General features: G+C 75.0%; 17 protein-coding genes. 14 read left to right on the top strand and 3 right to left on the bottom strand.

The features are described 5' to 3' along the window. Window positions 1-19: 19 nt before the first annotated feature. From UXQ13_RS20455 to UXQ13_RS20425, 7 genes are all read left to right on the top strand, one after another. Entirely contained in the window at window positions 20-973 is a 954-nt protein-coding gene (locus UXQ13_RS20455; protein WP_225235684.1) for a universal stress protein, read from the top strand. Then, entirely contained in the window at window positions 970-1,308 is a 339-nt protein-coding gene (locus UXQ13_RS20450) for a DUF4808 domain-containing protein (protein ID WP_225235683.1), read from the top strand. Before UXQ13_RS20455 ends, UXQ13_RS20450 begins: the two co-directional genes overlap by 4 nt. Beyond that, window positions 1,305-3,764, top strand: a complete 2,460-nt coding sequence (locus tag UXQ13_RS20445) for a phosphoketolase family protein (protein WP_225235682.1) — start codon at window positions 1,305-1,307, stop codon at window positions 3,762-3,764. Before UXQ13_RS20450 ends, UXQ13_RS20445 begins: the two co-directional genes overlap by 4 nt. After that, entirely contained in the window at window positions 3,761-4,681 is a 921-nt protein-coding gene (locus UXQ13_RS20440; protein WP_225235681.1) for a universal stress protein, read from the top strand. The genes UXQ13_RS20445 and UXQ13_RS20440 overlap by 4 nt, the downstream gene beginning before the upstream one ends. A gap of 41 nt (window positions 4,682-4,722) precedes the next feature. After that, a complete protein-coding gene (locus UXQ13_RS20435) occupies window positions 4,723-5,256 on the top strand; it encodes a flavodoxin domain-containing protein (RefSeq protein ID WP_263639407.1) in 534 nt (177 codons plus the stop codon). Window positions 5,257-5,403: 147 nt separating this feature from the next. Continuing rightward, on the top strand, window positions 5,404-5,862 hold the full coding sequence (locus UXQ13_RS20430) for a pyridoxamine 5'-phosphate oxidase family protein (protein WP_225235679.1): 459 nt from the start codon (window positions 5,404-5,406) through the stop codon (window positions 5,860-5,862). Then, window positions 5,859-7,595, top strand: a complete 1,737-nt coding sequence (locus UXQ13_RS20425) for a sensor histidine kinase (protein WP_225235678.1) — start codon at window positions 5,859-5,861, stop codon at window positions 7,593-7,595. The genes UXQ13_RS20430 and UXQ13_RS20425 overlap by 4 nt, the downstream gene beginning before the upstream one ends. 17 nt (window positions 7,596-7,612) lie before the next feature. On the opposite strand, the gene UXQ13_RS20420 is transcribed toward UXQ13_RS20425, so the two are convergent. Then, window positions 7,613-8,284, bottom strand: coding sequence for a response regulator (locus UXQ13_RS20420; RefSeq protein ID WP_225235677.1), 672 nt, complete (start codon window positions 8,282-8,284; stop codon window positions 7,613-7,615). A gap of 236 nt (window positions 8,285-8,520) precedes the next feature. Between UXQ13_RS20420 and UXQ13_RS20415 the strand changes: the two genes are divergently transcribed. From UXQ13_RS20415 to UXQ13_RS20405, 3 genes are all read left to right on the top strand, one after another. After that, entirely contained in the window at window positions 8,521-8,928 is a 408-nt protein-coding gene (locus UXQ13_RS20415; protein ID WP_225235676.1) for a hypothetical protein, read from the top strand. 131 nt (window positions 8,929-9,059) lie between these two features. Then, a complete protein-coding gene (locus UXQ13_RS20410) occupies window positions 9,060-9,659 on the top strand; it encodes an Rv1733c family protein (RefSeq protein ID WP_336392875.1) in 600 nt (199 codons plus the stop codon). Beyond that, window positions 9,656-10,558 (top strand): universal stress protein, encoded by a 903-nt coding sequence (locus UXQ13_RS20405; protein WP_225235674.1) that lies wholly within the window; start codon window positions 9,656-9,658, stop codon window positions 10,556-10,558. Before UXQ13_RS20410 ends, UXQ13_RS20405 begins: the two co-directional genes overlap by 4 nt. 37 nt (window positions 10,559-10,595) lie before the next feature. Here UXQ13_RS20405 and UXQ13_RS20400 read toward each other — a convergent pair whose 3' ends face one another. Beyond that, complete coding sequence (locus UXQ13_RS20400) at window positions 10,596-10,949, bottom strand: universal stress protein (protein ID WP_225235673.1); 354 nt, start codon at window positions 10,947-10,949, stop codon at window positions 10,596-10,598. Between the two features lie 128 nt (window positions 10,950-11,077). Between UXQ13_RS20400 and UXQ13_RS20395 the strand changes: the two genes are divergently transcribed. The 3 genes from UXQ13_RS20395 to UXQ13_RS20385 are packed head-to-tail and all read left to right on the top strand — an operon-like array spanning window position 11,078 to window position 14,054. Next, entirely contained in the window at window positions 11,078-12,220 is a 1,143-nt protein-coding gene (locus UXQ13_RS20395) for an Acg family FMN-binding oxidoreductase (protein ID WP_225235672.1), read from the top strand. Next, complete coding sequence (locus tag UXQ13_RS20390; protein WP_318250053.1) at window positions 12,211-13,119, top strand: universal stress protein; 909 nt, start codon at window positions 12,211-12,213, stop codon at window positions 13,117-13,119. The genes UXQ13_RS20395 and UXQ13_RS20390 overlap by 10 nt, the downstream gene beginning before the upstream one ends. 5 nt (window positions 13,120-13,124) lie before the next feature. Then, window positions 13,125-14,054 carry a hypothetical protein gene (locus tag UXQ13_RS20385; RefSeq protein WP_225235670.1) on the top strand — a complete coding sequence of 310 codons (930 nt, stop codon included), beginning with the start codon at window positions 13,125-13,127 and terminating at the stop codon, window positions 14,052-14,054. A 14-nt stretch (window positions 14,055-14,068) separates the two neighbouring features. On the opposite strand, the gene UXQ13_RS20380 is transcribed toward UXQ13_RS20385, so the two are convergent. After that, complete coding sequence (locus UXQ13_RS20380; RefSeq protein WP_225235669.1) at window positions 14,069-15,085, bottom strand: universal stress protein; 1,017 nt, start codon at window positions 15,083-15,085, stop codon at window positions 14,069-14,071. 1,037 nt (window positions 15,086-16,122) lie between these two features. Here UXQ13_RS20380 and mdo point away from each other — a divergent pair. Beyond that, entirely contained in the window at window positions 16,123-17,415 is a 1,293-nt protein-coding gene (gene mdo, locus UXQ13_RS20375; RefSeq protein ID WP_336392874.1) for an NDMA-dependent methanol dehydrogenase, read from the top strand. Window positions 17,416-17,467: the final 52 nt, after the last annotated feature.

Here is a 17,467-nt window from a genome sequence, read left to right as displayed (position 1 = left end):
CGGAGGACAGGAGCCCAGCATGGACAACATCGCCCCACCGGTGGTCGTCGCCGTGGACCACTCCCCCCAAGCCGTCCCGGCTTCCCGGGCGGCAGCCCGGGAAGCCGCCCGGCTGGGGCGGGGACTGCGGATGGTCCACGTCGAGCACCCGGTACGGCCGGGGTGGTTCACCAGCTCCCGGGCCGCGCACGATGTCCATGAGCTCCACCGGCGCGCCGCCGAGGACCTGCTGCAGCGCGCCACGAGGGCCGTCGGCGACCTGCTGCCGGCCTCTTCGGTGCAGACCGCGGTGCGCTCGGGCCACGTCGCGGAGGTGCTGGTCGAGGAGAGCGTGGGGGCGTCCTCGCTCGTGCTTGGCGGCCGGTCGGGCGACCGGATCGCCGGTCCCGGCGCGACCGCTGCCCGGGTGGTGGCCCACGCTGCCTGCCCCGTGCTCGTCCTGCCCGACGAGGACACCGCGGTCCTCGTCGAGGGCCGGTCGGTCGTGGTCGGGGTGGCCGGGCGCCCCGGCGAGGCGGCCGTGCTGCGCGCCGCCTTCGAGCAGGCCGACGCCCGGGGCGGCGACCTGGTCGTGGTCCACAGCTGGGTCGAGCCCGCCCTCGAACCCACCTACCGGGCGATCGGCCCGCTGATCGACTGGGCGAGCGTGCGGGACGAGGAGCAGCGTCTCCTGTCCGAGGCCCTCGCCGGCCAGGCCGGCACCTGGCCCGACGTCACCGTCAGGCCCGCTCTGGTCAGGGCCCGGCAGGTGCCCGCTCTCCGGTCGATGGCCAGCACGGCCGAGCTCCTCGTGGTGGGGCACCGCCACCGGGGACCGGTCACCGGGCTGGGGTCCACCACCCGCGGGCTGCTGCACCACGCTCCCTGCCCGGTGCTGGTCGTGCCGCTGCCCGCGGTCGGACGGGGGGACGGGCCACGAGCCCCGGAGGACCACCCGGGTGCCTCCGTGACCATGCACACCGCTGGCCGGTGAACCGCGCCCGGGGACGGTGGAGGGACCTCGAGCCCGCCACCCGGACCACGCTGCTGGTCGTGGGCGGCACCCAGCTCTCCCTGGCCGTGTCGGCGTGGACAGACCTGCGGCGCTGCCCGCCGGACCAGGTGCGCGGGGCCAAGCTCCCCTGGGTCCTGGTCATCGCGATCAGCTGGGTCGGCCCGCTGGCCTGGTTCCGCTGGGGCCGACGGCGCACCGGCCGGCCGGTGCGAGGGCGGTACGGCTCGGGGATGCGGGACCAAGGCCCCCGACCGGAGCTGCTCGGCGGCGCCACGATCGGAGCCACCCGCCGATCCCAGGAGCCCCGACCATGACCGTGACCGCCCTCGGTGCCCGCACGGACGGCGCGGTGCCGCCGGAGCCCGAGCGCTACAGCGATCTCGACCTGGAGCTCGACCTGAGGTGGTGGGGTGCGGCCAACCTGCTCACCGCGGCCCAGATCTACCTGCTGGACAACCCGCTGCTGCACCGCGCGCTGCGTCCCGACGACGTCAAGCCGCGCCTGCTGGGGCACTGGGGCACCAGCCCCGGTCTGACGATGCTGCACACGCTGCTCAACCGGCTGATCCGGCGCACCGGCAGCCAGGTGCTGGTGGTGACCGGCCCGGGCCACGGAGGCCCGGCGTTGCTGGCCTGCTCCTGGCTGGACGGGCACTACAGCCAGGTGCACCCGGAGGTGACCCCGGACCTGGCCGGTCTCGGCCGCCTCGTCCGCCAGTTCTCCACCCCGGGCGGGGTGGGCAGCCACGCCGGGGTGCACGTGCCGGGCAGCATCCACGAGGGTGGTGAGCTGGGCTACGCGCTGGCGCACGCGGCCGGCGCCGCCTTCGACGACCCTGATCTGCTGACGGTCTGCGTGGTCGGCGACGGCGAGGCGGAGACCGGCCCGCTCGCGGCGTCCTGGCGGCTACCGGCGTTCCTGGACCCGGTCCGGGACGGTGCGGTGCTCCCGGTGCTGCACCTCAACGGGTACAAGATCTCCGGTCCCACCGTGCTGGGCCGGTCCTCCGACGCCGATGTGTGCGCGTTCCTCGCCAGCCAGGGCTGGGCACCGGTGGTGGTCGCCGGCGACGACCCGCACCAGGTGTTCCGCCAGCTGGAGCACGCCCTCACCCAGGCCCACGCCACCATCACCGACCTGCAGCGACGGGCACGGTCAGGTGAGGACGTGCGGCCGGCGCGCTGGCCGGCGGTCGTGCTGCGCACCCCGAAGGGCTGGACCGGTCCCCGGCTGGTGGACGGCGTCCTGGTGGAGGGCACCTGGCGCGCCCACCAGGTCCCGCTGACCCACGTCCGCGACGACGCGGGGCACCTGGCCCAGCTGCAGTCCTGGCTGTGGTCCTACCGACCCGACCTGTGCTTCGACGCCGGGGGCCGCCTGGTGCCCGAGCTGGCCGCCCTGACCCCGGAGGCCGACCTGCGCATCTCGGCCAGCTCGCGGGCGGGTGGTCCGGGATTCCGCGTCCGCCCCCTGCCCCTGCCCGACCTCGCCCAGCACGCCCTGGACCTCCCCGCACCCGGGGTGGTCCGGCACGGGTCGACCCTGCCGCTCGGCGGCCTGCTGCGCGACCTCCTCGCGGCCACCGGTCGGCCCGACGGCGGCGGTGACTTCCGCCTGTTCTGCCCCGACGAGACCACCAGCAACCGGCTGGGCGCGGTGTTCGAGGTGACCGACCGGTGCACCCAGCTACCGGTGCTCCCCCACGACGTCCACGTCGCCCCGCAGGGCCGGGTGCTCGAGGTGCTCAGCGAGCACCTCTGCGAGGGGTGGTTGGAGGGCTACACCCTGACCGGCCGGCACGGCCTGTTCGCGACCTACGAGGCCTTCGCGATGGTCGCGGCGTCGATGGTCGTCCAGCACGCCAAGTGGCTGCAGCTGGCCGCCGGCCAGCCCGACCGCACCCCGGTGCCCTCGCTCACGGTGCTGCTGACCAGCACGTGCTGGCGCAACGACCACAACGGCTTCTCCCACCAGGGCCCCGGCCTGGTCGACACCGTCGCCCCGCTGGCGCCCGAGGTGACCAGGATCTGGTTCCCGCCCGACGCGAACACGGCGCTGGTGGTCGCCGAGCAGTGCCTGGCCGGTCGGGGGCAGGTCAACCTGGTGGTGGTCGACAAGCAGGAGCACCTGCAGTACCTCGACCTGGGGCAGGCCCGCGCCCTCGTCCTCGCCGGGGCGGCCGTGTGGGAGTGGGCGGGCAGCGAGGACCCGGACCGCCGACCGGACGACGACCCCGACGTCGTGCTGGCGGCAGCGGGGGACGTGCCCGTGCTGGAGGTGCTTGCCGCCGCAGAGCTGCTCCGCACCCACGTGCCGCACCTGCAGGTACGGGTGGTGGCGGTCGTCGACCTCCTCGGTCTGCTCCCACCCGGTGATCACCCGGCGGCGCTGCCCACCGACCGGTTCACCGAGCTGTTCACCGACACCGTGCACGTGGTGTTCGCCTTCCACGGCCATCCGCGCACCGTGCACCCGCTGCTGCACGGCCGACCCGACGCCGACCGGTTCCACGTCCGCGGGTTCACCGAGCACGGGAGCACCACCACACCCTTCGACATGGTCGTGCTCAACCGCATGAGCCGTTACCACCTGGTGCTGGAGGCCCTCCGCCGTGCCCGCCGCGTGCCGGACGGCGCCGACCGGCTCACCGCGCTCTGCCGGGACCAGCTCGACCGGCACCGCACCCACGTCGTCGAGGCGCTCGACGACCTGCCCGAGGTCCGCGACTGGACCTGGGGATCCCCTCCCCCGCCCGAGGAGCACCCATGACCACCCACACCCCGTCCGTCGTCGTCGGGGTGGACGGCTCCGAGCACGCCGAGCTGGCCGCCCACGTCGCCGCCGCCGAGGCGGTCCGCCGCCAGCGGCCGCTGCGCCTGGTCCGGGCCTTCACCTGGACCGACCAGCTCATGCCCGGGCTGCCCGACACCCTCGCTGCCCGGGCCGCCGCCCGGCGCAGCGCGAACGCTGCCCTGGACCGGCTGCGCCGCGAGCTGACGGCGAGCATCCCGGGGTGGACCGTGGGGGCCACGTTGGTCGAGGGCCGCCCGGAGACCGCGCTCTGCCGGGCCGTCGAGGCAGATGACCTCCTGGTGGTCGGCGCCAGCGGGACCACCTGGGGCTCCACCGGTGTCCTCGGGACCGTGGCCGAGACCGTGGCGGCCGCTGCGCCCTGCGCGGTCCTGGTGCACCGCCCGCTGCCCGCACTCCACGCCGACCGGCACGAGGTCCTCGCCGGGGTGGACGGCGGCCCCGGCACCGCGGCGGTGCTGGCCGCGGCGGCCCAGGAGGCAGAGGCGAACTCGGTGTCCCTGGCCGTCGTGCACGCGTGGCGGCAGCTCACCGAGGACGCGCCGGCGTCGTTGAGGTGGCGGTTGGACCGCGACGCCACCGAGCGGACCGAGCGGGACGCCGTCGAACCGGCGGTGGCCGAGCTGCGCCGCCGCCGTCCCCGCCTGGAGATCGACGTCACCGTGGCCCCGGGACGGGCCGGACGGGTGCTGGTGCAGTTCGCCGAGACGGCCCGGATGCTGGTCGTGGGGCGCCGCTGCCTGGCCGACGGTGGACCGGGGGCCACCGTGCACTCGGTGCTGCACCAGGCCGACGTGCCCGTCCTCGTCGTCCCGGTCGCCTCGGTCGCGGCGCACGCCGCTGTCCGACCGCAGGCGATCGCGACCACGTCGTGACCGGCGCTCCTGGTCGACCCGGTCCCGGACCCCGGGTCCTGGTGACGGTGGCGAGCAAGCACGGGTCGACCGCCGAGCTCGCCGAGCGGCTGGCGGTCGACCTGCAGGAGAGCGTGGCCGGTCGGCGGTGCCGCCTGACCGCCGCCTGCCGGCGGGTCGAGCAGGATCCCGACCCCGCCCAGTTCGACGCCGTGGTGCTGGGCAGCAGCGTCTACGCCGGACGCTGGGCCGAGCCGGCCCGGCGCTGGGCCAACCAGCACCTGGTCACCCTGCGCAGGCGTCCCGTGTGGTTGCTCAGCAGCGGCCCGATCGGCGAGCACCCGTTCCCGCCCGACGAGGCGCACGACATCGGTCCGCTCGCCGACGAGCTGCTCGCCCGGGGACAGCGGACGCTGCCCGGTCGGCTCGACCCGGCCCGGCTGGGCTTCGGTGAACGGGCGGTCGTCACCGCCATGCGCGCACCGCACGGGGACTTCCGCGACTGGACGGCGCTGCGCAGCTGGGCGGAGGAGATCGCCTCCCAGCTCGAGCTCAGCCCCGCCGGCGCCGCCCAGGTCGGCACCGCCCCACGCTGAGCACCACGCTGAATGCCGCACCCGAGCTGCACCGGGCCGAAATACCTGCAGGTGCGTGACCAACGCCCGGTGTGCGCGCGGCCGCGGCCGGACAGGGTGGGGACGTTGCGGGCCGGGAGGACCGGCACCGGACCGGGCGGAGGCAGGATGGACGGCACAGCGGAGCGGCGCATCGAGGAACTGGACGAGGCAACCTGCCGTGCACTGCTGCGGACGGCGGCCATCGGCCGCATCGCGTTCACCGAGGGCGCGCTGCCGGCGGTGCAACCCGTGGCCTTCGTCGTGGACGGCGCGGAGATCGTCATCCCGACCAGGCGCGGGAGCAAGGTCACCGCGGCGAGCCGGCACACGGTGGTCGCCTTCGAGGTCGACGACGTCGACCTCGCCGAACGCACCGGGTGGAACGTCACCGTGGTCGGCCCCTCACGGGTGATCGAGGACCCCGACGAGATCCACCGCCTCGATGCGTACGGCGTGCGGCCCTGGGCGCCCGGTGGGGCAGGCCACTGCTACGTCGGCATCACGGTGGGGCTGCTGAGGGGACGCCGGGTCCACCGCGACGGGCAGCCCCAGGGGCCCCGCTGCGTACCCGCCGGGTTCTGGTGAGGGCGGCACAGCCCGGCGCCGGGCCGGGCGAGGGCTGCGCCCAGTGCGAGGCACTGGCCGGGATGGGGTTGAACGATCTGCTCGAGGAGGCGCAGGACCGGCTGGCCTCGGTCGCCCGCACCCAGGAACGGGTGCCCGAGCTGCTCGCTGCGTTCCTCAGCGTGTCCAGCGGGCTCGACCTGGACGGGACGCTGCACCGCGTGGTGCTGGCTGCCGCCCACCTGGTGGGCGCCCGGTACGGGGCGCTGGGGGTGCTCGCCCCGGGCGGTGGGCTGGGGACCTTCCTCACCGTCGGGGTCACCGCGGAGCAACGGGCGGCGATGGGCCGCCCCCCGCACGGTGACGGCATCCTGGGCCAGCTCATCACCGCCCCCCGCCCCCTGCGGATCGACGACCTCGCCGAGCACCCGTCCAGCGTCGGCCTGCCACCTGGGCACCCGCCCATGCGCGCGTTCCTGGGGGTACCGATCACCGTGCGGGACGTCGTGTTCGGCAACCTCTACCTGACCGAGAAGCGGGGTGGCGGCCCGTTCACCGACGAGGACGAGAGAGTGCTCGTCGCCCTCGCGGCCGCTGCCGGCACCGCCATCGACAACGCGCACCAGCACCGGGACAGGGCTGAGCTGTCGCGGTGGCAGGCAGCCGTCGGTGACGTGCGGGCTGCGCTGCTCGACGGGCAGCCTCCCGAGGTCGCCCTGGCGCTGGTCGTCGAGCGGGTGGCGAGCCTGACCGAGGCCGACGGCGCCTGGCTGCTGCTCGGGCCGGATGCCGCCGGTGGCTGGGAGGTCCAGGCGCAGAGCGGCGTGGGTCTGGTGGACCTGAGCGGGGAACGGCTGTGGCCCGCGGACTCACCGCCGCTGCAGGCCGTCGTCGACACCGGGGCCGTCGTCATCGTGGACCTGGCCGGTCGCTCGTCCACCGGACCGGACGGGCACGTCGCATGGGGCCCGGCGCTGGGCGTGCCCCTGCCCGGACCCCCAGGTCGCGGCGCGGTCGTCGTCGCTGCCCGCCGCGCCGGACGGGCCACCTTCGACCCCGGTTGCGGGCAACTCGTGCGCGCCTTCGCCGACCAGGTCGCCCTGGCCCTGGACACGGCCGCTCGTCAGCGGGTGGCGCGTCGGCTGGACGTGGTGGCCGACCGGGAACGGATAGCTCGGGACCTGCACGACCACGTCATCCAGCGGCTGTTCGCCGCCGGCCTGAGCCTGCAGGCAGCGCTCCCCCGGGTGGCCGACGACCAGGTCCGGGTGCGGCTGAGCAGGGTGGTCGAGCAGCTCGACGAGACGGTGCGGGACATCCGCACGACCATCTACGACCTGCACGACAGCCGTGCCGTCGACCCCTCGGCCGGTCTGCGCCGCCGGCTCCGGGAGGTGGTGACCGAGACGGCCGGGGACGTCCTGCGCACGGCGGTCCGCACCTCGGGTGCGGTGGACTCCCTCGTGACCGGGCCGTTGGCCGCCGACGTGCTGGCCGTGGTCCGCGAGGGTGTCAGCAACTCGGCCCGCCATGCCGCGGCCCGCCACGTCACGGTCACGGTGGAGGTCACCGAGGAGGTGGTCGTCGAGGTCCGGGACGACGGGCGGGGCATCGATCCGGCGGTGGCCCGCAGCGGGCTGCGCAACGCCGCGGACCGCGCCGAGCGGCGAGGCGGGTCGTGCGTCGCCGTCCCGCTGCCCGACGGCGGTACGGCACTGCGCTGGCGGGTCCCCCTGCCGGTGCCGACCGGTTGACCGGCCGGCAGCAGCAGTCAGCGGCGTGGTGGGGCAGCGCGCAGCTCGGTGGCCAGGATGGCCACCTGGGTGCGCCGCTCGAGGCCCAGCTTGGCCAGCAGGTGCGACACGTAGTTCTTGATGGTCTTCTCGGCCAGGAACATCCGTTGACCGATCTGGCGGTTGGTCAGGCCCTCGCCGATCAGCTCCAGCACGGTGCGCTCCTGGTCGCTGAGCAACGCCATCGGCCCGGCGGGCTCGGCTGCCCGCCGCATCCGGTCGAGCACGGCAGCCGTGGCCGTGGGGTCCAGCAGCGATCCGCCGGCACCGACGGTGCGCACCCCCGCGACGAGGTCCTGACCGAGGATCTGCTTGAGCAGGTACCCCGAGGCCCCCGCCATGATCGCGTCGAACAGCGCCTCGTCGTCGCTGTAGCTGGTGAGCATGACCACCTTGAGGTCCGGCATCCGGGAGCGCAGCTCGCGGCACACGGTCACCCCGTCGCCGTCGGGTAGCCGCACGTCCAGGACGGCGACGTCGGGACGCAACGCCGGCACCCTGGCCAACGCCTCGGAGGCGTTCTTGGCCTCACCCACGACGACGATCCCCGGGTCGCTCTCCAGTGCGTCGGCCACACCGCGCCGGACGATCTCGTGGTCGTCGAGCAGGAAGACGCGCAGCTGCTCCGGTCGGTCCGTGTCGGTCGTCATCGGTCCCCCGTCCTCCCCGTCCCCGGCGGCCGGTCCGTCGCCTGCCCCGACCCTAGACACCCGGAGATGCCCAGGACCCGGGACGAAGGTCCCGCACGTCCGGCCCGACCAGGGTCCCAAGTCCCTGGTGTGGTGTGCCGGCGTCGGCCAGCGTCGGCACCTCGTCAGCGGGTCGACCGGAGGTGGACGTGGAGGGAGCGACGCCGACCGGGGGCCGCCCCGGTGACGACCGCAGGGTGGACTGCGCCGACCCCGTGCCCGAGCTGCGCGTGGTGCACCACGTCCACCGGGTGCCGGGCGGGGCGATCAGTGCGGTGTGCGCCGGGGCGGCCGCGGCCGCGTGGTCACCGCGACCGGTTGCCGGGGTCCTGGAGGACCTGTGCCGCGGGACCGCCCGCTACGTCGTGTCCTGGTTGGGCGACGCCCGGCCGGTCGTCGCACTGCCGCGGCCCGAGGGCGGGCGGTACCTGCACAGCACGAACCCGGCCGGGCACGGGAATGCCCTGGACTCGCTCCCGTCCTGCCCCGTCCACGCCTCCGGCGCCGGAGGTCCCGGGCAACCCGAGCCCGGTGCCGCGGAGCTCGCTGCCTGCCGGGCCCGGCACCCCTCGAGCTGGCCGCCCCGCCTGCTCCCCCCGGTCTGAGGCCGCGGCCGGTCCGGTCCGCTCGGCGGGACCGAGGTCCCGTCGAGCCGGGACCCTGGCCCGTCCCCGAGGAGGGGCCACCGACGTCACGGTGGGCTGGGTCGCCGGACAGGCGGCCGGGGAGGAGCAGGATGAGCAACGGACGAGTGCTCTGCCTGGGCCACGCCGTGCGGCGGTTCAGCCTGGGCTCAGGGTCGATGAGACGCACCACGGACCGTCTCCACGTCGGGTTGCGGCTGTGGTTGACCGCCGTCCTCGTGATGTCCCCGGCCATCGGGTTGTCGGCCGGGACGGCGGCCCGCGAGGTGTTGTCCCAGCAGGCCGCTGCCGACACCGCGCGCCTGCACCAGGTGGAGGCCGTGCTGGCGGTCGACGTCCACCGGACCGCGGGCACCACGTCCGGTGAACCGGTGTGGGTCGCAGCCAGCTGGACCTCCCCGGCAGGCCTCCCGGTCCAGGGCAGGGTGCCCGCGTCGGCGGGGGACGACGCCGGCGACAGGATCATGATCTGGACGACCGCGACCGGTGAGCGGCGGCACGCCCCGCTGAGCCCCTCCGACGTCGCCCTGCAGTCGGCGGCCATCGGCACCGTGACGGCACTCGGGGTCGTGGTCACCGCAGTCCTCGCCCACCTCGGTGGGGTGGCGCTGCTCGACCGGTCGCGGGCCCGTCGCTGGGCGGCGGGCTGGGCGGCGGTGGAACCCTCGTGGCGCAAGCAGCTGCTGCGGTGAACGGGCCCCGGGTCGTCGTCGGGGTGGATGGGTCCCGCGCATCCAGGCCGGTCGTCGCGGTCGCAGCCCGGGCCGCCCGGGACCGCGGGTGCGGACTGCTCATCGTGCACGTGTCGCCCTGGGCCGGCGCCGGTGTCCAGGGCCGGGACGGCCACGGCGCCGCCTGCGCCCTGCGGTCGTCGACCGAGCTCGCCCTGCGGACGGCGGCGCAGGACGCGGCGCAGGACTCTGCGCAGGACACCGCGCCGGTCGGGGGGCCACTCGACGTGCAGTGGCGGCTGGCCGACGGGAGCACCGCACCGGCGTTGCTGGCCGCCGCCGCGCACACCGACCTGCTGGTGGTGGGCAGTCGGGCCCGCAACCTGGCCGAACGGGTCCTCCTGGGGTCGGTGACCACTGCACTGCTGGAGAGCTCACCGGTGCCGCTGCTGCTCGTCCCGACCGCGTCCCGCACCGTGGTCATCGGTCCGCCGGGCCCCGTCGTCCTGGCCCTGGACGGCCGTGCGGAGTCCGGGCCCACCGTCCGCCTGGCCTTCGCCGAGGCCGCACGCCGACGGGCCGAGCTGGTGGCCGTCCACGTCTGGGACGCACCGTCGCCGGCCTCGGCGTGGGAGCACCCGGACGGCCCGCTCAGCCTCACCGACGCCCGTGACGACGAGGTCCGGCTCTGGGGCGAGAGCCTGGCCGGCTGCCGGGAGGACTTCCCCGACGTCGTCGTACGGGGAGTCGTGCGCCACGGCCCCGTCCTGCCGACGCTGCTGGGTGCAGCCACCGCCGCACAGCTGCTGGTGCTGGGCCGCCGCGGTGGACGCCGGACACCGCACCGGGACACCGGGTCCGTCCTCGCCCACCGCGCCGACTGCCCGACCCTGGTGCTCCCCCTCGGCGGACCGGGGTGACCTGTCGCCGGCACCGGACCCGAGGAGCATCCCCGGGTCACCCGCCGTGGGAGACCTCGTGGGATCCCAGGACCAGCAGGTCCGCCTCCTCGGCGAGCGCGGCGAGCACGCCGTCGGGGTCACCGTCCAGCAAGCGCACCCAGGTACGTCCGCGCACCCCGGTGTCCTGGACCGCTGCCCGCACCGTGGCCACCAGGTCCCGCTCGCACTCCGCGCGCGCCGCAGCAGCGCCCCCGGCCCAGACCCGGACAGCCATGACCTTGGCATCGCGCTCCGCGGCCTCGCGCAGGGCCCACCGCAGCGCGGCCCGGCTGTTCGGTGATCCGGAGACCCCGCAGACCAGCCACGCATCGGCACCCGGCCAGCTCCCGTCCACCTGTCCCAGCTCCACCGGACCACCGTGGGTCGGCGGAACCCGGACCGGCCAGGGACCCAGGTCCCCCGGGATGTGGCCCACGGCCCCTGCCGCACGCGGCGGCAGCTACGGGACGGTCGGGGAACCCGACCCCTGGAGGCACCGTGACCACCGGACCCGACCTGCCCCGACCCGTCGACCCGACCCGGATGGCCGACATCGAGGCCGCTGCCGACGCCGCGCTGCTGGCCCCGTCGGTGCACAACACCCAGCCCTGGCTCCTGGTGCTGCACCCGGACCGCATCGACGTCCGTGCTGACCGCAGCCGCCGACTGCCCGTCCTGGACCCGGCCGGCCGTGAGCTCATGCTCAGCGTGGGCGCCGCCGTCCTCAACACCCGGGTCGAGCTGGCCGCCCGCGGCCGGGCGGTCGAGGTGGACCGTTCCGCACGGACCACCGACCCCGACCTGGCCGCCGTCGTCCACCTGGTCGACGGTCCCCCGGACAGCGCCCTGGCCGCGCTCGCCCCGCAGGTCCGGGCCCGGCGCACCAACCGCCGGGGCTACACCGACGACCCGGTCCCCCCGGACGTGCTCGACCGGGTGCTCGTCGCGGCCGCCGCCGAGGACACCGTCGCGGTGCCGGTGCTGACCGAGGACCAGCACCGGCTCGTCGCCCGTCTCGCCCAGGACGCCGATGCGGAGCAGAACGCCGACCCCGCCTACCGGCACGAGCTGCGGATCTGGACCAACCGCGACACCCGCAGCGGGGACGGCGTGCCGTCCACCACGGTGCCGCGGGTGGACGGCAGCGCCCAGGACGACGTCCCCGTCCGGGACTTCGACACCCGAGGCCTGGGTGCCCTGCCGGCCGCGACGCGGGCGGGGAGGACCGGCGCCCTGGTGGTGCTGGCCAGCCATGCCGACGACGAACGGGCCTGGGTGCGGGCCGGCGAGGCGATGGAGCGGGTGCTGCTGGAGCTCACCGCAGACGGCTGGGCGGCCGGTCCGCTCAGCCAGGTCACCGAGGTCCCCCGCACCCGCGCATCGCTGGGCCGCGAGCTGTGCTGGGGGGTGCACCCGCAGCTGCTGCTGCGGATCGGCCGGGCGGTGCCCACCGCGGCCAGCCCCCGACGAGCCCGTCACGAGGTGGTCAGCGGCAGCACCCGACCTGCTCCCGGACCACCCCCCGTCCCCTGCCCGGGCCCCACCGGCTGGCCCGCGGCCCGCGGTGCACGGGCCGCCCGGGACCTGCCCGGTCATCACCTGCCGGTGTCCGACGGACGCGGGGGGACGACGTGGGTGTGAGCCCTCCGCCGTCGGTCGTCGTGGGGGTCGACAGCGGCCCCGCGTCGACGGCGGCCGCCCGCGAGGGTGCAGCACAGGCCCGACGTCGACTGCTGCCGCTCCACCTCGTGGCAGGAGCACCGTCGATCCTCACCGTGATCCCCTCCGGGGGCGCCGGGGGGATCACGGCGGCGCTCGAGGTGGGTGCTCGGGCGCTGCAGCAGCGGCTCGCGGTGCTGCAGGACGAGCTGACCGTCGCGTGCCCGGCCCTGCGGGTCACGGCCGAGTACACGACCGGCAGCGCCGAGCAGGTCCTCGCCCGGCGCGCGGGCCCGGAGGGCCGGATCGTCGTCGGGGGCAGCTCGACCGGCAGCCGCCCCACCCTGGGCCGGGTCGCCGGCCGGTTGGTCCGCGACGCGCCCTGCCCCGTCCTGGTGCACCGCGCCGGCGGCGACCCCACCGGGCCGGTCGTCGTCGGCGTGGACTGCCGGCCGGGCACGGCCGAGCTGATCGGTGCCGCGGTCGACGAGGCATGCGTGCGGGGCTCCTCGCTCGTGGTGCTGCACGCCTGGCGGGTGCACGGGACCGGGCCCAGCTCCGCTGCTCCACCGGAGCACTCGGTGGCCCAGGCCGAGGCCGACCTGCTCGAACGGCTGGTCGCCGACGTCCGCACCGGGCACCCCGCAGTACCGGTCGAGCTGGTCCTGCGACCCGGGACGGCCGCGGACAGGTTGCTGGAGGCAGCGGAGTCCGCTGCCGTGCTCGTGCTCGGCCGGCACGGACTGCGCCCCCGCGTCCCGGCCCGCCGCACGTCGGGCTGGGTGCTGGACCGGGTGGGATGCCCGGTGCTGGTGGTCCCGGTCGGTGCGGACGTCCGCCGACCGCGCGGAGTGGTCCGGGCCCGGACGTCCGCACGGTGATCGGCATGCCCGGCATCGCCCCGCCGGCCTCCTCCCCCCGGCGGCTGCCGCGGCGGACGTCGAACGCCCTGCGGCGCGGCGTGGACCGCGCCCGCTGGTCCCCGTCGGCAGAGGACACCCAACCGTGGTGGTGGGTCCTCCTCCCGGACCGGCTGGAACTGCGGCTGGACCGCTCCCGCTGCGTCGACCACGACCCCACCGGTCTCGTCGCGCTGGCCGGCGCGGGCGCCGCGCTGTGCACCGCCGAGGTCGGCGCCGCAGCCGTGGGTGTCGCCGTCGACGTGCAGGTGCTGCCCGACCCCGCGGACGAGGCGCTGGTCGCCGTCCTCCGACCAGGGGGGCAGGTCCCCGATCCGCGCCTGGCGGCGCTCGACCCGGTGGTCGAGCTGCGGCACACCTGCCGGGAGGGACTGGTGTCCGAGGACCTCCCCTGGGACCTGGCCGCGGACCTCACCGGCGCGGCCGCTGCCCACGGCGTCCAGCTGATGGTGCTCCCGCAGGAACTGGCCAACCGCTCGACGCAGTGGGCCGGCGACGCCGCCGCGCTGTGCCCGGCTCTGCACGGCACCCGCCGGACCGGTGCGGCCGAGCTGGCGCGGGCACCCGCGCGGATCGCGCTGGTCACCGCTGGGGACACCGCCTCCGACCGTGTGCAGGCCGGCCGGGCCCTGCAGAGGGTGCTGCTGGAGGCCACCCGCCACGGCCGCACGGGCGGCCCGGTCACCGGACCGGTCGAGGTGCCGGCCGTCCGGGCGCGGGCGGAGCAGGAGCTGTGCCCCGGCCGACGGCTGCAGGCCTTGGTGCGGGTCGGCAGAGGCACCCCCGGCCCGCTGCCGGGGCCCCGCCGTCCGATGGTCGACGTCCTGCACGACCACACCGAGACGTGGGAGGTGCCGCCGCTGCACCGCGACCCGGACGCCGGCCTCGCCCGCTGACCGTGCGCCCCGGGTCAGCCGGTGGCCGCGGCGGCCGCGATCGGGGCCGAGTCCGTCGCCCGGACGGACGTCGGGTGCACGACCAGCACGGGGCCCGGTGCCCGGGCAGCACAGGCCAGCGCGATCGAGCCGAGCAGCAGCCCGCGCAGTTCACCGCGACCGCGGCTCCCGACCACGAGCAGCACGGCGTCCAGGTCGGTCGCCTCGCGCACCAGCACCTGGGCGGGTGGCCCCTCGACCACCAGGGTCCGCACGACGGGGACCGGACCGACCGTCACGGCCTGGTGCTCGCACAGCGCATCGGCGACGAGGTCATCGACGCCGCGCTGCACCTGCCAGCGCACCTCGTCCCGTCCTGGGGCGCCCACGGTGGACAGGTCCACCCAATGGTCGACCATCTCGAACGCGGCCAGTGCGACGACCTCCGCCCCGCGGCGAGCCGCCTCGGCCAGGGCCGCGACGAGCGCCGCCCGCGACCCTTCAGACCCGTCCACGCCGACGACCACCGGACCCGGTCGACCGACCTGCGTACCTGCCCGGACGACCTGGACCGGGCAGTGCGCGTGCGCCACGCACTGCAGCGCCACCGACCCCAGCAGCACGTCCCGCGCGACTCCACGCCCATGCGTGCCCACCACCAACAACGAGGCACCGGCCGAGGCCTCGACGAGCCTCGTGACCGCCGGCCCCACCGCGACGTCGAGCATGGTGACCACGCGGTCCGCGCCCGCCACGGAGGCGACGGCCGGGTCGTCGCGCACCTCGGTCAGCATCTGGCGCACCCGCGCCTCCAGGTCGTCCCTCAGCCTGTCCAGCGGCAGGGCGATCGGCCAGCCACCCCACCACATCGCCTGCAGCGAGAAGGTCGACACGATCCGCAGCTCCCCTCCCCGGCGTGCCGCCGCGCCGAGGGCGTGGACCAGGGCGGCTCGGGAATCGACCGAGCCGTCCACTCCCACCACGACGGGCGGGGACGAGGGATCGGCCGAGGTATTGCTCGGGCCGGAGGGGACGTCGGTCAGGTCGGGCATGGCACACCTCCGTGGTCAGCCCGGACCGGTCGCCGGGCCTGTCCACCGTGGTGCCGCTCTCGACCGGCCGGGAGGGGCGGAGGTCCCGATCCAGCGGCCGGTCGTCGGTGATCCGACGTCCGACCCGGCTGGAGGAAGACGGGCTGCTCGCCGCACCCGCCACGGCCCCCAGCGCCCCGCCGGGAGGGCCGCAGCACGAGCAGCAAAGGAGACCCCATGCCACTCCGAGCGTCAGGGCTTCCGCTCGACACCGGGGAGTCGGCCGTCCAACCGGTGTCCTCGGACGGTCTTCCAAGGTGCCCAGAAGTACGAATCCGACCTCTCCGACTGAGCGACCGATCAACCAGAATGGGGCCCGAAGGGGTATCCCCACCGCAGCCCTCTTGAGCCTCCCGTGATACTGATCTTGATACTGCAGCCCGGGAACCTGGGTGCATCTGCATGCATCTGGAGGCCGATGCAGCAGACACCGGAGGCGCTGAACGCGCAGCTCAGAGCCCTGCAATGCCCCTAGATGCTCAGGCCGAGTTCGGAGTTCAAGTCCCCCCTCGGACGCAGTGCAGCCCCGGTGTTCCTGCAGGTCAGGAGGTCGGGGCTTTCTGTTGGTCAAGCTCAGATCGACTCGTGACACTCATGTGGTGATCCACCGGCTCACCGGCGATCACCAGTGACCACGACCAGCTGCTCCCCGCCTGCGAGGGCTTGCTGGTGGGCTCGGACGAGGACCCGGAGCCCTTCCCCCCGGTTTGCCCGCAACCTGGGCACCAATAGGCCGCGGGGGCCGCGACCGGCGGGCTGGACCGGGCGTTCCGGGTGCACCACGACGCCGCCCACCCGTCCTCGATCACCCTCCCCCGCCTGGGGTGACCGGGCGCGGTCCGAGGCCGACCTGACCGATCGGGCAGGTCTGCCTGACCGGTCGGGCCGACGTCGATCTCCGACCGGTCGGACACCGGCCCAGACTCTGCCCATCGTGTGACCCGCGCCATAGGTTCGGCCCCGACTCCGGCACCGCTGCTGACGAGGAAGGTCCACTCATGCAGGTCGAAGAACTGCTCAAGCCGTTCCCCATCAAGGAGTTCCACCCGTTCCCGCGGGCGATGCTCGGCCCTGGCGCCCACGAGCTCATCGGGCCCGAGGCCCTCAAGCTGGGCTTCAAGAAGACCTTGATCATGACCTCGGGTCTGCGGGGCACGAACATCGTGGAGAAGATCTCCGAGTCCATGAAGTGGCACGGCCTCGACGTCGTCATCTACGACAAGGTCGAGTCCAACCCCAAGGACTACAACGTCATGGACGCGGTGAAGCTGTACCAGGAGAACGCCTGCGACAGCTTCGTGTCCATCGGCGGCGGCTCCAGCCACGACGCCTGCAAGGGCGCCCGCATCTCGGTGGCCCACGACGGCCGCAGCGTGAACGAGTTCGAGGGCTTCAACCAGTCCGAGAACCCCAAGAACCCGCCGCACATCGCGGTGTCGACCACCGCCGGCACCGGGTCGGAGACCTCCTGGGCCTACGTCATCACCGACACCACGACCGACCCGGACAACCCGCACAAGTACGTCGCCTTCGACGACACCTCGGTGGCCACGCTGGCCATCGACGACCCGGTCATGTACTACGACTGCCCCGTCGACTACACCGCCCAGTGCGGCTTCGACGTCCTCGCGCACGCCTCGGAGCCCTACGTCAGCCGGCTGAACTTCCCGCCGTCGATGGGCAACGCGCTGTACGCGGTGAAGCTCACCGCGGAGAACCTGCGGGCCGCGGTCTGGAACGGCCAGGACCTCAAGGGCCGCGAGGGCATGATGCACGCCCAGTACATCGCCGCGCAGGCCTTCAACTCCGGCGGGCTGGGCATCATCCACTCGATCAGCCACGCCGTGAGCGCCTTCTACGACACCCACCACGGTCTCAACAACGCGATCGCCCTGCCCCGGGTGTGGGCGTTCAACATGCCCACCCAGTACAAGCGGTTCGCCGAGATGGGTGCCGCCATGGGGGTGGACACCTACGGGATGACCGACGTGCAGGCCGCCGACGCGGCCCTGGCCGCGGCGATCCGACTGCTGCGCGACGTCGGCATCACCGAGAAGTTCACCGACGTCACCGCCGACAGCTACTCCAAGAACCGGCTGGGCACCGGCCCCACCGCCTTCTACGAGAACGCCAAGGTGATCACCGGCGACGACGCCGATGTCGACCGGATCACCAACCACGTCCTCGGCGACGCCTGCACCCCGGGCAACCCGAAGGAGTGCACGTTCGAGACCGTCCGCCCGGTCGTCGAGCACTGCATGAACGGCGACCTGGACGACCTCCTCACCTGATCGACCCCGTCCAGGCCCATCCCGTCGGGGGGGGGGGGGGGGCGGGGGGGGG

Origin of the sequence: Klenkia terrae (genome assembly GCF_037083865.1) — a bacterium.
GTDB classification, from domain to species: domain Bacteria; phylum Actinomycetota; class Actinomycetes; order Mycobacteriales; family Geodermatophilaceae; genus Klenkia; species Klenkia terrae.
This window is presented reverse-complemented; position numbering and strand designations above follow the sequence as displayed.

Bases quoted from the DNA above. Each gene is read 5' to 3' on its own strand.
- UXQ13_RS20455 (WP_225235684.1), top strand. From the start codon at position 20: ATGGACAACATCGCCCCACCGGTGGTCGTCGCCGTGGACCACTCCCCC.
- UXQ13_RS20445 (WP_225235682.1), top strand. From the start codon at position 1,305: ATGACCGTGACCGCCCTCGGTGCCCGCACGGACGGCGCGGTGCCGCCG.
- UXQ13_RS20440 (WP_225235681.1), top strand. From the start codon at position 3,761: ATGACCACCCACACCCCGTCCGTCGTCGTCGGGGTGGACGGCTCCGAG.
- UXQ13_RS20430 (WP_225235679.1), top strand. From the start codon at position 5,404: ATGGACGGCACAGCGGAGCGGCGCATCGAGGAACTGGACGAGGCAACC.
- UXQ13_RS20420 (WP_225235677.1), bottom strand. From the start codon at position 8,284: ATGACGACCGACACGGACCGACCGGAGCAGCTGCGCGTCTTCCTGCTC.
- UXQ13_RS20410 (WP_336392875.1), top strand. From the start codon at position 9,060: ATGAGCAACGGACGAGTGCTCTGCCTGGGCCACGCCGTGCGGCGGTTC.
- UXQ13_RS20385 (WP_225235670.1), top strand. From the start codon at position 13,125: ATGCCCGGCATCGCCCCGCCGGCCTCCTCCCCCCGGCGGCTGCCGCGG.
- UXQ13_RS20380 (WP_225235669.1), bottom strand. From the start codon at position 15,085: ATGCCCGACCTGACCGACGTCCCCTCCGGCCCGAGCAATACCTCGGCC.
- mdo (WP_336392874.1), top strand. From the start codon at position 16,123: ATGCAGGTCGAAGAACTGCTCAAGCCGTTCCCCATCAAGGAGTTCCAC.